The sequence below is a fragment of the Brevibacterium luteolum genome (assembly GCF_025147615.1).
Classification (GTDB): Bacteria; Actinomycetota; Actinomycetes; order Actinomycetales; family Brevibacteriaceae; genus Brevibacterium; species Brevibacterium luteolum.
Genome location: NZ_JALXPM010000022.1, coordinates 34489 through 47524 on the forward strand (window position 1 = coordinate 34489; position 13036 = coordinate 47524).

The 13036-nt window shown below is 67.5% G+C and carries 13 protein-coding genes; 5 read left to right on the forward strand and 8 right to left on the reverse strand.

The window, feature by feature from the left end; translation table 11 throughout:
• Positions 1–38: 38 nt before the first annotated feature.
• Positions 39–812, reverse strand: coding sequence for an HpcH/HpaI aldolase family protein (locus tag M3C25_RS07215; RefSeq protein WP_259855524.1), 774 nt, complete (start codon positions 810–812; stop codon positions 39–41).
• Between the two features lie 109 nt (positions 813–921).
• On the opposite strand from M3C25_RS07215, the gene M3C25_RS07220 reads away from it, so the two are divergent.
• Both M3C25_RS07220 and M3C25_RS07225 read left to right on the forward strand, forming a co-directional pair.
• Positions 922–2997: a S9 family peptidase gene (locus tag M3C25_RS07220; RefSeq protein WP_259855526.1), complete on the forward strand. Its 2076-nt coding sequence runs from the start codon at positions 922–924 to the stop codon at positions 2995–2997.
• Positions 2998–3017: 20 nt separating this feature from the next.
• On the forward strand, positions 3018–3782 hold the full coding sequence (locus tag M3C25_RS07225; RefSeq protein ID WP_259855528.1) for a CDP-alcohol phosphatidyltransferase family protein: 765 nt from the start codon (positions 3018–3020) through the stop codon (positions 3780–3782).
• On the opposite strand, the gene M3C25_RS07230 is transcribed toward M3C25_RS07225, so the two are convergent.
• Both M3C25_RS07230 and M3C25_RS07235 read right to left on the reverse strand, forming a co-directional pair.
• Entirely contained in the window at positions 3783–4742 is a 960-nt protein-coding gene (locus M3C25_RS07230; protein ID WP_259855530.1) for a cytochrome C oxidase subunit IV, read from the reverse strand.
• A 61-nt stretch (positions 4743–4803) separates the two neighbouring features.
• The gene (locus tag M3C25_RS07235) at positions 4804–6003 is read right to left on the reverse strand and encodes a magnesium and cobalt transport protein CorA (protein WP_259855532.1); all 1200 of its coding nucleotides are present in this window, start codon (positions 6001–6003) and stop codon (positions 4804–4806) included.
• 43 nt (positions 6004–6046) lie between these two features.
• Between M3C25_RS07235 and M3C25_RS07240 the strand changes: the two genes are divergently transcribed.
• The gene (locus tag M3C25_RS07240; RefSeq protein WP_259855534.1) at positions 6047–6529 is read left to right on the forward strand and encodes an isochorismatase family protein; all 483 of its coding nucleotides are present in this window, start codon (positions 6047–6049) and stop codon (positions 6527–6529) included.
• Here the strand turns inward: M3C25_RS07240 and ykgO are convergent, their stop codons facing one another.
• From ykgO to M3C25_RS07265, 5 genes are all read right to left on the reverse strand, one after another.
• A complete protein-coding gene (ykgO, locus tag M3C25_RS07245; RefSeq protein WP_102162416.1) occupies positions 6530–6652 on the reverse strand; it encodes a type B 50S ribosomal protein L36 in 123 nt (40 codons plus the stop codon).
• A gap of 54 nt (positions 6653–6706) precedes the next feature.
• The gene (locus tag M3C25_RS07250; protein ID WP_259855537.1) at positions 6707–7699 is read right to left on the reverse strand and encodes a CobW C-terminal domain-containing protein; all 993 of its coding nucleotides are present in this window, start codon (positions 7697–7699) and stop codon (positions 6707–6709) included.
• A gap of 163 nt (positions 7700–7862) precedes the next feature.
• On the reverse strand, positions 7863–8873 hold the full coding sequence (locus tag M3C25_RS07255) for a glycine betaine ABC transporter substrate-binding protein (RefSeq protein WP_217005879.1): 1011 nt from the start codon (positions 8871–8873) through the stop codon (positions 7863–7865).
• 54 nt (positions 8874–8927) lie between these two features.
• Positions 8928–9794, reverse strand: coding sequence for an ABC transporter permease (locus M3C25_RS07260; protein ID WP_259855540.1), 867 nt, complete (start codon positions 9792–9794; stop codon positions 8928–8930).
• A gap of 2 nt (positions 9795–9796) precedes the next feature.
• Positions 9797–11104, reverse strand: coding sequence for a quaternary amine ABC transporter ATP-binding protein (locus tag M3C25_RS07265; protein WP_259855542.1), 1308 nt, complete (start codon positions 11102–11104; stop codon positions 9797–9799).
• Between the two features lie 459 nt (positions 11105–11563).
• Between M3C25_RS07265 and M3C25_RS07270 the strand changes: the two genes are divergently transcribed.
• Complete coding sequence (locus M3C25_RS07270) at positions 11564–12244, forward strand: hypothetical protein (RefSeq protein WP_259855543.1); 681 nt, start codon at positions 11564–11566, stop codon at positions 12242–12244.
• A 151-nt stretch (positions 12245–12395) separates the two neighbouring features.
• Positions 12396–13031 (forward strand): copper chaperone PCu(A)C, encoded by a 636-nt coding sequence (locus M3C25_RS07275; RefSeq protein WP_259855545.1) that lies wholly within the window; start codon positions 12396–12398, stop codon positions 13029–13031.
• The last annotated feature ends 5 nt before the right edge of the window (positions 13032–13036 follow it).

Consider the following 13036-nt stretch of genomic DNA (forward strand, 5'->3'; position numbering starts at 1 on the left):
CGCCTCCGAGGATGTGGGTCTGAACTTCGGCCTGAGCCTCAGTCCCGTTCGCGGATCGCCGTCAGCCCTGCCGCCAGCGCGGCCTGGTAGGTGAAGATGTCGCCGGCGAGCGAGATGACCGAATAACCGCGTTCCAATGCTGCGGCGCTCAGCTGCTCGGAGGTGGAGAAGATCCCAGCGGCCGTGCCGGTCGCCTTCGCTGCCGCGGCGACCGTGTCGAGGGCGGCGAGGAACTCCGGGTTGGTGAAGTCCCCGGGCCTGCCGAGGTTCGTCGACAAGTCCAGTGGGCCGACGAAAAGCACATCGACACCCTCGACCGCGCCGATCTCCTCGGCAGCTTCGACCGCGGCCGGGGTCTCGATCTGCGGCAAAAACATCACCGACGCATTGGCCGCCGCCTGCTTGTCCGCCGGAGCGCCGGGGGAGTAGAGGTCGTGGGCGATGCCGAAGGCGCTGCCGCGCCGGCCGGCCGGCGGGAAGTGCATCCACGCGGCGATCTCCGCGGCCTGCTCAGCCGTGTCGACATAGGGCATCATGATCCCCTCGGCCCCGGCATCGAGCGCGGTGGAGACGAGATACTGGCTGTGCCCGGCGACCCGGACGAAGGAGGCGATGTCTTCGCGGCGGGACACGGCGAGGGCCGGGCGGATCGCATCGAGTGACCAGCCGGTGTGCTCGAGATCGTAGAGCACCCAGTCCGCTCCGGCCCGAGCGCAGATCGCCCCGATGCCCGGGGTGGCGAATTCGAGGATGAAGGTTCCCAGCGCTGTCTTGCCCGAGGCGAGGCGCTCACGCACATGTGCGGTCGTCATGACCTCAGCGTATCCGCCGCGATCAGGGGAGCATATGCGTGTGCCACGATGTGAATTCTGAGCATTTCCCCCCACCGCACTCCCGGCCAACGCTGGTAGCGTTTCGCCCATGACTCTTTCCGACACTCCCGCATCCCCGGGCATCAGCATCGACGCGCTGCTCGACGCCCACCGCCTCAACGGCCTGGCCGCCAACCCCACCGGCGGTGCCGTCGCCCTCGTGCAGACGGTCCAGCAGGCTCCCGCCGCCGAGGCGGAGGAGACCGGCGAGACCGCAGGCCGCGACGACGCGGCTGGCGATCCGGCCGCCGGTGACTACCTCACCGCCCTCTACTCCGTCGATGAGGCGCCTGTGCGGCTGACATCGCCGCTCGCCTCAGCCGGAGCCGCCAGCGTCGACGATGACGGCAATGTGTGGTTCATCGCCAAGCGCGCCAACACCGCCGACGACGCAGCCGAAGACGCCAGCCTGTGGAAGCTGCCTGCCCGCGGCGAGGCCATCCAGATGGCCACCCGCCCCGGCGGCTTCTCCTCCGTGGCCGTGCGCGGTGCAACCGTGCTGGCCACCGGCCCGATCGTCCCCGGCGCTGAGGACGAGAAGACCCACGCCGAGCTGTACGGCAAGCGCAAGGCCCACAAGATCACCGGCATCCTGCACGACTCCTTCCCCATCCGCCGCTGGGACACCGACCTCGGACCCGACCGCGACGGCCTGCTCATCGCCGACCTCGGCGACATCGCCGATGACGGGACGCTTTCCTTCCGGCACGGACCGGTGCCCGCTGGCCGGATCACCGGGGTCGAACTGGCCGCCGACGGCAGGCGTGCCATTCTCGACGTGCGACATCTGGAGGCCAAGACGACCGATGTCACCGACATCTGGCTCGTCGACATCGCCTCCGGTGAGACCAGCGTGCTGCTGCGCTCAGCACACCCGACCGACTACACCGCAGAAGCGCTCAGCCCCGATAACCGGTTCGTCGTGGTGAGCGAAGAGTCCGCGTGGACCCCGGAGTCGAACCTGCAGATGCGGCCGCTGCTCGTCGAACTCGCCACCGGCACCACCCGCCGGCTGTGGCCTGAGGGCGACCAGTGGTACTCCATCACCTGGCTCGATGACACCACACTGCTGGCGACCTCGGACTACCGCGGCCGCGGAGCCGTGTGGATCGGCGGACTCGATGACGCCGAACCTCGCCTGCTGGCAGGCGGGGACGATCAGCCGTACCACTACAGCAATCTCGTCACCACGCCCGAGGGGGTGCTCGCGATCCGCTCCTCGGTCGCCGAAGCCCCGCATCTCGTGTCTATCGACACCGCGACCGGCGACGTCACGGTGCGCACCAACCCTGCCGATGACCTGAAACCTGCCGGCCGGCTCGAAGAGGTCACCACGACCGCAGCCGACGGCACCGAGATCCGCGCCTGGCTCGCCCTGCCAGCCACCGCCTCGGGAACGGCAACCACTGCCTCGGGAACGGGGGCCAGCGCACCCTACCCGCTGGCCGTGTTCGTCCACGGCGGGCCGTGGGGGTCCTGGAACTCCTGGACCTACCGCTGGAACCCGTGGCCCTTCGTCGAAGCCGGCTATGCGGTGCTCATGCCGGACCCGGCGATCTCGACCGGATACGGGCAGGCCTTCATCGACCGCGGCCAGCAGGAGCTCGGCGGCGCCCCCTTCGACGACGTCATGGCACTGACCGACGCGACGATCGCCCGCGACGACATCGACGAGACCCGGCAGGCGCTCGCCGGCGGCTCCTACGGCGGGTATCTCGCCAACTGGGTCGCAGGCCACACCCGCGACCGGTTCCGCTGCATCGTCACCCACGCCTCCCTGTGGGACGTCACCACGATGGGTGCGACGACCGACAACGGCTCATGGGCGCTGGCGATGGCCGAGCAGGCGCAGACGTACTCGCCGCACCTGTATGTGCGCGACATCGAGGTGCCGGTGCTCGTCATCCACGGCGACAAGGACTACCGGGTGCCGATCGGGCAGGGCCAGCAGCTGTGGTTCGACCTGCTGACCTTCTCCAAGACCCCGCTCGATGCCAACGGCCAGACCCAGCACCGGTTCCTGTACTACCCGAATGAGAACCACTGGATCCTCGGACGCGGCAACGCCCGCCAGTGGTACCGGGAGTTCATCGCCTTCCTCGACCAGCACGTGACCGGCGCATGAGCGCCGGACCGCAGACTGCCATGACGACCAGCCCCGCTCCCGAACCCCAGCGCACGACCCACCGCCGGCGCGCATACGCCGGCGCATGGGCGGTGCACCTGTTCACCCTCTCCGGGTTCCTGTGGGCGCTGCTGGCGATGCTCGCCCTGCTCGACGGGCGCATCGGCTGGATGTGGCTGTGGCTGGGCATCGCCGCGCTCATCGACGGTGTCGACGGGTTCCTCGCTCGCAAAGCTCGCGTCAAGGAGATCGCCCCGTGGTTCGACGGTACCGTCGTCGACATCGTCGTCGACTACCTGACGTGGACGTTCATCCCGGTGCTGTTCATGCTCATGCACCTGCCGCTGGGTCCCAAGCCGGTGGCGATCGGGCTGGCGGTGCTCATCCTCGTGTCCTCGATGTTCTGCTACGCCAATGAGAACTGGAAGTCGACCGACTACTACTTCATCGGCTTCCCGGCAGCCTGGAACGTCATCGCGGTGATGCTCTATGTGCTGGCCCTGCCGGCATCGCTCACCATCGCCGCGGTGCTCGTGTTCGTCGTGCTCACCCTCGTGCCGACGCATTACACGCACCCGTTCCGGGTCGAACGGTTCATGGCGCTCAACATCATCTCGGTGCTCGTGTGGATGGGGGCGACCGCCTGGATGGTCGCGATCTACCCTGCGCGCCCGGTGTGGCTGCTCGCAGCGTTCTGGATCTCCGGCGGCTGGTTCACCGCCACCTGCATCCTGCGCGATATCCGCGGCCGCAGCGCCCGCAGCACCGCCGAGGCCGTCGAGTAGCTAGAACCGTTCGGAGAGGCCCTTCCGCGTCGGCGCGCGGCCGCCGAGTCGCCATTTGACGATCCGGTCACGCTGCCAGCGGGAGCCCTCGAGCAGGCAGGTGAAGACGATGAGGCCTGCGACGATGAGGATGACGTAGAGCGGGTACTTATCGCCCTTGAGCCAGAAGTACACGTACGGGGCGGTGAAGGTGATGATGGCGACGATCGTGCCGAGCAGCCGGGTGATCCGCTGCCGCCCGGCGACCATCGCGATGACACCCCACGTGTACGGGATCGCGGTGACGAGGTCGATCGTCCACAGCACCCACAGCTGACCCTTGAACTGGGAGACGAACGACACCGGCAGCGCCCGCAGCGCTGAGTACACCAGCACGACGAAATAGGCGATGACCTTCGGGCTGCGGAAGAACCGGCGCGGCCAGGACCGTTCGATGATCGGGGCGGCGGTGCGGCGCAATGCCGCCAGGCTGCGGCGGGTCAGGGTCAGCGCATCGGTGCCGGTGCCGGCCGCGCGTACGAACGCCTGCTGGGCAGGTGAGCCGTCCGCCCAGGCGCGCACCCAGTTCTCGGGGTTGAGGGCGACCGGCACGCACCCGTTGTCACCGGCCCCAGCGACATGGAGGACGTTCGCTCCGAAGGCCTCCTGCAGCCGGGCGACCTGCCCGGCGTCGATCGAAGCCAGCCACAGCAGCTGGCGGCGCTGCAGTGCCTGCCGCAGGGCAGCGGCCAGCGTGGTGGCCAGCGGGTCGTCAGCGGCGATCGCCTCGGCGGTCAGCGTGCTGGCGGAGATCTCGGACAGCTGCGGGACCTCGATCGCGTTGGCTGGGGTGAGGTCGCCGAGGCGGTCGGCACCGGAGATCTCGATGAGGGTGGCGGCGTCCATCTCGAAGCGACGGCACAGCGGCAGGTCGGCTGCGCTGTAGGAGGCGATGAGCTGAAACCAGGGGGATCGGGTCACGTGTGGAATTCTCGCATGCGGCCGGTGGCGGGCCTTTCAGCAATTCTGCGGCCAGGGTCTCTCAGAGCCACCCGGCCCGCTTGAACAGCCAGAACAGGAACCCGGAGCCGGCGACCATGAGCCCGAGCGCGAACGGATAGCCGAAGATCCAGTGCAGTTCGGGCATCGTGTCGAAGTTCATGCCGTAGGTGCCGGCGACCAGTGACGGGAAGAAGAGGATGCCGGCCCAGCCGGAGATCTTCTTCATCTGCTCGTTCTGCTGGATCGACAGTTCGTTCATTCGCCGCATGTCCTCGTTCTGCGCCTCGGAGATGAGCGTGGAGTTGAAGGTGAACAGCTCGCGCAGGACGCTGCGTAGCCGTTCGACGCGCTCGTTGACGCTGTGGATGTGGTCAGCGACGTCGCGCAGGCCGCGCTGCAGTTCGGCCGGCACGGTGTGCACGACAAGCGAGTTGAATAGCGTGTCGATGACCCCTTCGAGCGGTTTGACCGCCCGGTCGAGCTCGATGAGCTCGCGGGAGAGGTGGTAGATGTCCTGCGACTGCGCCGGGGTGCCGGTGAAGATCCGCTCTTCGAGGTCATCGGTCTGGTCTTCGAGGATCGCCACGACCGGCAGGTAGTTGTCGACGATGCGGTCCATGACGCGGTAGAGCGCCGAGAACTGCGGGAACCCGGAGAACCGGGTATCGGATTCGAAGACCTCGCGGACGTTCTGCGTATCGAGCAGCGTGCCGTGCCGGATGACGATGATGAACCGGGCGCCGAGGAAGATGTGGATCTCACCGACCTTGATGTCGACCGACTGGGCCTCCGCCGGCTCGCTGGCACCGGAACCGTCGGCGCCACCGGTGTTCCTGGTGCCCCCGGCTGCGGCACCGGTCTGCGCATCGGTCAGCCCGGCCGGGGCCTGCGGCCGGTTGCGGCGGATGACCGCCGGGCGCAGCACGACGAATTCGGTGGAGCCGTAGCGTTCGTACTTCGGCCGCTGATGGGCTTCGATCGCGTCCTCGATGGCCAGCGGGTGCAGGGAGAACGCCTCGGCCAGCTCGGTGAGGTCCTCATGGGTCGGCCGGTACATGTCGATCCACAGGAACGGCCGCTCCTCATCGGATTCCTCGGCCGCGGCCAATGCCCGGGCGGCCTCGCGGATCGAGGTCATCGAGGCGACCTCGACGTGATCGGAGTAGAGGACGAAATTGTCGTCGCGCCGGTGTCCCAGATGTTCGGAGGCGAACCGGTAGGTGTAGCGCAGATCGGCCATCGTCCCTCCTTGGTGTGCGTGCTCGGTGACTATGCTTGAAGCCATGGACGCACTCATGCTCATGAACACCGCCGGCAGCGGCAACGCCCTGTCTGAGATCTCTGCACAGCTTACCGAAGTTCTCAACCGGGCACGTGTGGCTGACGGCGTGGTCGCTTATCTGCGTGCTCCCGCGCCCGAGGCGGGGGCCGGTTCGGGTGCGGATGCAGACTCCCCGGCCGGTGGCCTCGGGCAGACCGAGGATGATCTGGCGCTCAGTTCAGAGGTCGCCGATGCCTTCGACGGCATCGACGACCTGGCAGCCGGGCTGCATGACCTGGCGATCGACCGGCTCATCATCGGAGGGATCGATGTCGACCGGTCGGTCTATCACACCGCGATGGCCGGGCTAGCGTGCAACTTCGACGTCGTCGTGCTCAAAGACGGCGTCATCGCAGCCGATGGCCAGCCGGTTGACTGGGCGGACGCGGCAGCCGGCGACGGCGCGGTGCTCTCAGCTGCCGCGCAGACGTGGCTGCGGATGTGATCAGCCCTGCCGTGCCTTCAGGCGCGGGTTCTTCTTGTTGATGACATAGGTCTTGCCCTTGCGGCGCACGACCTGGGAGCCGGGCTGGTTCTTCAGGGAGCGAAGCGAATTGCGGACCTTCATGATGGTGCCTTTCTGTAGCTGATTCTTCCGTGCTGACTGTTCGGTGCTGGTGGTTCAGTGCTGGGACAGGTGGTCGGGCAGCGCCGGCTGGGAGCGCACCGCCTCAGCCAGCAGGCCCGCCCAGTCCTGGGCGTACTCGCGTGGGGCGGTGAGCGCGATGCGCGAGCACCGGTCTCCGTGGTGCGGATGCCAGTGGCACAGCGCGTCAATGACCTGCGGATCTGAGCTGTGATGGCAGGCGAGCACCGCAGACGGTGAGGAGAACGCCGGGGCGAACCACTGGCCGTCCTCCTCCATCCACACCTGTGAGCCGATCCCGCACACCCGCACGCGGGTCTCGGGCCTGGAGTCGACCCACACGGTACCGCGGATCCGGCAGGCCCCGGCGGCCGCCTCGGGCAGCAGCCGGCAGAAGCGCTCAGCATCCAGCTGTTCGTGAGCGGACACGACCCGGGTGACGAAGTGCGTACCCTCCCCGGTCAGGCCCACCCGCACGGGGCCGGCGGCGGGGGCGAACAGGAACTCGGCGGCAGGCCCGAAGGCCGGGCAGCCGAGGTGGATGAGCAGCTCCCGGGTGCGCTCACCCAGGACGTGCCGGGCGGTGAGCACGCTGGCGTGCTCGACGGCGACAGCGGCGAGTTCGGCGTGACCGGTGAGTGCACAGTCAGCCGACTCCTCCAGCCCGTCGGTCGACCACAGCAGGTCCTCGAGGCCATCGAGGCTGCCGTGCAGCACCGTCCGCCCGATGCGCACATCCTCGAGGTGGCTGGTCAGAGTTGAGCGCAAGCGGCCGATGTGCAGCCACCACGGGATGATGACCTCGAACACCTCGGTCGTGTGGGAGAGCCGCTCGAGCACCTCGACAAGCTCATGGGCGAGCGCGCACACCGTGCACGCACGCGGCTCGGTGCCCTCCGCCTCGGGACCGGAGAGCGCCGGACCCCAGTCGCGGGTGTCGACGACATACCCGCGGTGGCGCGGCAGCCGCACCCGCACCGGGGCATGCCCGGGCTGCGGCGGCAGCTGATGGTGAACGTTGACGAGCATGACCGACACAGTAGGCGCCGGGTGCTCATAAGCACTAATGGCAATAGGCTCATGCGTCCGCGCCGAGCCGGTGAGGTCAGCAGCGGCGGGACCGCGGGATGAGACGCGCCTGCCCCGCATCGGGCAGATGCGGGGCAGGCGTCGTATTGGTGCCGGGCGTCAGTCAGCTCAGCTTGCCGGCCTTCCAGTCCTCGGCGAAGTCCGGGTTGTCCTCGAGCCATTCGGCCACGGCCTCCTCGAGGTTCTCGCCGCCGTAGTTCTCATCGGAGAACATGACGTTCTCCAGGCTGGCGAGGTTCTCGTCATCGAGGACGAGGTTCTGCAGCAGCTGCGCGGCCTTCGGGTTGTCCTCGGCGAAGCCGTCACGGGCGAAGTTGTAGATCACTTCAGCTCCGCCCATGGCGCCCTCGGGGTCTTCGAGGTCGCGGACCGGGAAGGCGTCGTAGGCCCAGTGCGGGCGCCACAGGGTCACGGCGACGTTGTCACCGGCGTCGGTGGCCTTCTTCAGCTGTGCGAGCATCGCAGGCGTTGAGGAGATCTTGAAGTCGAGGTTGTCCAGACCGTAGGTCGGGATGGCCTCGTTCTCCGTCGTGGAGGTCAGGCCGGCGCCGGGCTCGATGCCGTAGAGGGTGTTGCCGTACTCGTCGCCCATGTCCTTGAGGTCGGCGATGGACTGCGCCGGGGAGTCCTCGTTGACGGCGATGGTGAGCTTAGCGTTGTTGTACCAGCAGCCGTGGACCTCCATCTTGTCGCCGAATTCCTCGATGTAGTCCTTGTGCGTCAGCGGCATCCAGCCGTCGAGGACGACGTCGATGTCGCCGTTGGCGACACCGGTGAAGCCGGGCCCGGCCTGGAAGCTCTCGATGTCGACGGAGTAGCCGTCCTCTTCGAGGACAGCCTTCGTCAGGTGGGCTGCGGCGAAGGACTCGTCCCAGCCGTCGAACGCACCGAGGGTGATGTCGGTGTTGTCGTCTGCTTCGGTGTCGGTGACGTCCTTGGCAGTGGCACCGGGGTCGCAGTTCTCCCAGTCGCGATCCGGGTCGGCCATCTCGACTTGAGGGCCGTCGCCATTGCCTGATCCGCCGTTGGATTCGGATCCGCCCCCGCATGCGGTGAGCGCGAGAACCGATGCGGCCAGGATGCCGCCGGTTTTGGTCAGAGTCGAGAGTTTCATCGGACGATACCTCTTTCCTGTGTTCTTCTGCGGATGTGTGACAGCGGTGGGCGGTCAGCCGGTGGAGGCCGCCGCAGCCCGGGTGGCTGGGCTGCGGGCACCGAGTGCGGCGGTGACGCGGTCGAGATAGATGGCGATGATGACAACGGCGAGTCCGGCTTCGACGCCGAGCGGCACATCCAGTGAGCTGATCGAGCGCATGACCTGGCCGCCCAGCCCGCCAGCGCCGGCCATACCGGCCAGCACCACCATCGACAGGGCGAGCATGATGACCTGGTTGACACCGGCCATGATCGTCGGCATCGCCAGCGGAAGCTGGACGCGGCCGAGGATGTGGCCTTCGGAGGCGCCGAAGGCGTGACCGGCCTCGACGACCTCCCGGTCGACCTGGCGGATGGCCAGTTCGGTCAGGCGTACGCCCGGCGGCATCGCGAAGATGATCGTGGCGATGGCCCCGGGAACCTGACCGACGCCGAACATGACGATGGCAGGAACCAGATAAGCCAGCGCCGGCATCGACTGCATGAAGTCGAGGATCGGCCGCACGACGGTGGAGACGACCTGCGACTTGGCTGCCAGGATGCCGATCGGAAGGGCCAGCAGCAGCGCGAAGATGACGGCGACGATGACGAGGGAGACCGTCGACATGGCCGTCTCCCACTGATCGAGTGCGGCCAGCAGGTAGAAGCCGAGGAAAGTGAAGATCGCCAGCTTCCACGACGCCGCCACCCAGGCGACTGCGGTGAAGATGATGATCATGATGAGGAAGTGCGGATACGTCAGCGCTGACTCGATGTTGTCGTACAGAGCGTCGAGCAACCATGTGACGCCGCTGATGAGCCAGCCGAACGCGTCTTCGAACCAGTCGAGGAACGCCTCCGCCCAGTCGCCAAGTGGGATGCGCGGTTTGAGAAAGTCCATGCTCAGTCCTCCTGATTCTGCTCGTCGTCGATGACTGCAGCGGCAGTCGATCCGCTCGCCGGGGATGACCCGCCGGCGGCGGCCGCGCCGGCTCCTGTCAGAGCCTCCGGCGGGGATGCCGCCGAGGTGTCGCTCGTGGCGGAGGCCATCGCATTGAGCAGCTGGATGCGCGGGATGATGCCGACCAGCCGGTTCTTGTCATCGGTCACCGCCAGCGGCGCGAGCGCCTCGGCGCTGGGGGCGAACAGGTCGGACAGCGGCGTGTCGACTGAGACGCTGAGCAGGCCCTCAGTGCGCAGCAGCCCGCTGAGGTCGCTGGTCCCTGTGCGGGCAGCAGCGACGACATCGTCATCGGTGACGATGCCGAGCAGCTGGCGGGAGCGGTCGGTGACGAACAGCGCTGAGACGTTGCGCTCCTCCATTGTGCGGGCGGCCACCCGCGGGCCGGCGGTCACCGGCACGACCGAATCGGTGGTCTTCATGACCGAACCGGCCGTGAGCACACGGGTGCGGTCGACATCCTGGATGAAGGACGCGACATAGTCATCGGCTGGGGAGGTGAGGATCTCCTCGGCTGTGCCGATCTGCACGATCCGGCCAGCGCGCATGACTGCGATCCGGTCGCCGAGGTACATCGCCTCGTTGAGGTCGTGGGTGATGAAGATGATCGTCTTGTTCAGCGACGACTGCAGCTCGACGAGCTGCTCCTGCATCTCGCGCCGGATCAGCGGGTCGAGTGCCGAGAACGCTTCGTCCATGAGGAGGATGTCTGATTCCGAGGCGAGCGCGCGGGCCAGCCCGACGCGCTGCTGCATGCCGCCGGAGAGCTGGCTGGGGTATTTGTCGCCCCACCCGTCGAGACCGACGACGTCCAGCCAATGATCGGCGCGCTCAAGGCGTTCGGTCTTGGCGACCTCCTTGATCTCGAGGGCGTAGGCGGCGTTCTCACGCACCGTGCGGTGCGGCATGAGCGCGAAGTGCTGGAAGACCATGGCGATGTTGTCCCGGCGCACGCGCCTCAGCTGGGCTGCCGACATCTGCGAGATGTCCTCGCCGGCCACGCGCACTGTTCCCGAGGTGGGTGACCACAGTCCGTTGATCATCCGGATGAGGGTGGACTTGCCGGATCCAGAGAGGCCCATCACGACGAAGCTCTCACCGCGTTCGACGGTGAAGCTGGCGTCGATGACGGCAGCGGTGCCGAGGTGGGAGAGCTCTTCGCGGTCAGCACCGGCTTCGAGGCGTTTGACGACGTCGCGCCCGCGCTTTCCGAAGACCTTGTATACGTGTGAGGCTTCGACGACTGCCACTGCGGTCGGATACCTTTCTTTCGGCAACACAGGTGTGCGGCCCAGCGCAGCTGCCGATGGAACGGAAGAGCGAACGGGCGGTGGCCGGTCCCAGGCTGGCGACCGGCATGCAGGTCCGGGCGCTGCCAGGCCACGACGACCAGTCTATGGAGCCGCGTGTCGCACAGACCCTGGCCGTGCAGGGTGCCTTTCCGATGCGCTCTCACGAATTGCTCATGAAACCCGCTCTGACCTGGGCAAACACTGAAAGAGGGAACGTTACACCATCGTTACGCCGAGGAGGGTGAACAGCGACCGTCCGGTGGGCATGCGGCGCCGTGCGCGCACTTCAGCCGTAGGCGCGGGCCCGGCGGCTGTCTCGCAGCCAAACCCGCGGGGCAGAGCTAGCACGACAAGTTGTAGAATGAGTCGGGCTCGCACGCGGTGTGCGGGCGTGTGCGATCGAGCTGAGGAGGTGGCATGAGCAGGCAGATGCGCATCTGGCGTTCCGTCGGCGCAGCATTCATCGCCACCGGCATCGCGACGCTCTTCCACCTCGGCGCCCACGGCAGCGCCTCCCTGCTGGCCGGCATCGTGTGCTTCGTGCTCACCATGTGGGTCGGTGTGCTGCTGGCCGGCCGGCGGCTCGGGATCCTTTCGCTCAGCGCGATCGTGGCGTTCGCGCAGCTGGCGCTGCACCACCTCATGACCCTGTTCAGTCACGCCCCGCTCATCATCAGGGGCCATAGTGGCCGGGTCTACCTGCAGCTGGGCACCGGCGCCGGGTCCGGCGCGCACGCCCACCATATGACCGATGCCGAGGTCTCTGCCGCCGTCGCCGACACCGCCGCAGCTGCCGGGCAGACAGCCGCACACGCCGGCGCCGGCACCTCGATGCTCATCGCCCACCTGCTTTCGGCTGTCGTCACGATCGCGATCCTCAAGTGCGGCGAAGAGTTCGTCTTCGCCCTCATCCAGGCAGCCCTCGGCCCGATTGCCACGGCCTTCACTCGCTTCGTCCCGCTCGTCATTCCCCTGCGGCTGCCAGTGCAGGTCGCTCCGGTGCTGGCTGCTGTCACACCCGCCGTGCTCGACTCCCGGTTCAGACGCGGGCCTCCTGCGGTCCTCTTCACCCGCCTGCAGGCACTCACGCCTGCCTGATCTGCACGACCGGACTCCCGCCTCGGGAGCGGTGCAGATCCTCACCCGTCTGAACCCCGTGCCCCCGGCAGGGCTCTGACAGCACCCCGCTTGCGGTGTTGCCCTGCGTGCACCAGCGTGCACGGCGCGTAAGAGCAAAGGACTCAACACAGTGAAGAAGACCATCGCATTCCGCACCGCCGCAGCCGCCTCCGCCCTCGGCCTGGCACTGACCCTGGCCGCCTGCGGCAGCAACGGCAGCAACGACGCCTCCACCGAAGCCGGCGGCACCGACGCCCAGCAGGACGAGGCGGTCACCGCCGAATCGGCACTCACGCTCGAAGACGGCTGGGTCAAGGCCGTCGACAAGGACCACGGCATGACCGCCGTGTTCGGCACCCTGAAGAACTCCTCCGACCAGGACATCCACTTCACCGGTGCCGAGTCCTCGGTCGCCGGGATGGCCGAGCTGCACGAGACCGTCGAGGACAACTCGGGCTCGACGAAGATGCAGGAGAAGGAAGGCGGCTTCGTCATCCCCGCTGGCGGTGAGTTGAAGCTGGAGCCGGGCGGCGATCACATCATGCTCATGAAGCTCAAGGAGGGCATCGAGCCCGGTGCTGAGGTCACCACGACGCTCAAGACCGACGCCGGTGACCTCGACGTCACCGTCCCGGCCAAGGAGTTCGCCGGCGCCCAGGAGGAATACGACCAGGGCGACGGCTCGGACATGGACCACGGCGACATGGACCATGGCGATCACGACGGACACGACCACGGCGATGAGGAAGACGGACACGATCACTGATCGGA

What these genes read in the sequence shown, in the direction of transcription:
- M3C25_RS07250 (WP_259855537.1), bottom strand. Translation starts at nt 7,699, where the DNA reads ATGCTCGTCAACGTTCACCATCAGCTGCCGCCGCAGCCCGGGCATGCC.
- M3C25_RS07225 (WP_259855528.1), top strand. Translation starts at nt 3,018, where the DNA reads ATGACGACCAGCCCCGCTCCCGAACCCCAGCGCACGACCCACCGCCGG.
- M3C25_RS07260 (WP_259855540.1), bottom strand. Translation starts at nt 9,794, where the DNA reads ATGGACTTTCTCAAACCGCGCATCCCACTTGGCGACTGGGCGGAGGCG.
- ykgO (WP_102162416.1), bottom strand. Translation starts at nt 6,652, where the DNA reads ATGAAGGTCCGCAATTCGCTTCGCTCCCTGAAGAACCAGCCCGGCTCC.
- M3C25_RS07235 (WP_259855532.1), bottom strand. Translation starts at nt 6,003, where the DNA reads ATGGCCGATCTGCGCTACACCTACCGGTTCGCCTCCGAACATCTGGGA.
- M3C25_RS07220 (WP_259855526.1), top strand. Translation starts at nt 922, where the DNA reads ATGACTCTTTCCGACACTCCCGCATCCCCGGGCATCAGCATCGACGCG.
- M3C25_RS07270 (WP_259855543.1), top strand. Translation starts at nt 11,564, where the DNA reads ATGAGCAGGCAGATGCGCATCTGGCGTTCCGTCGGCGCAGCATTCATC.
- M3C25_RS07240 (WP_259855534.1), top strand. Translation starts at nt 6,047, where the DNA reads ATGGACGCACTCATGCTCATGAACACCGCCGGCAGCGGCAACGCCCTG.
- M3C25_RS07215 (WP_259855524.1), bottom strand. Translation starts at nt 812, where the DNA reads ATGACGACCGCACATGTGCGTGAGCGCCTCGCCTCGGGCAAGACAGCG.
- M3C25_RS07255 (WP_217005879.1), bottom strand. Translation starts at nt 8,873, where the DNA reads ATGAAACTCTCGACTCTGACCAAAACCGGCGGCATCCTGGCCGCATCG.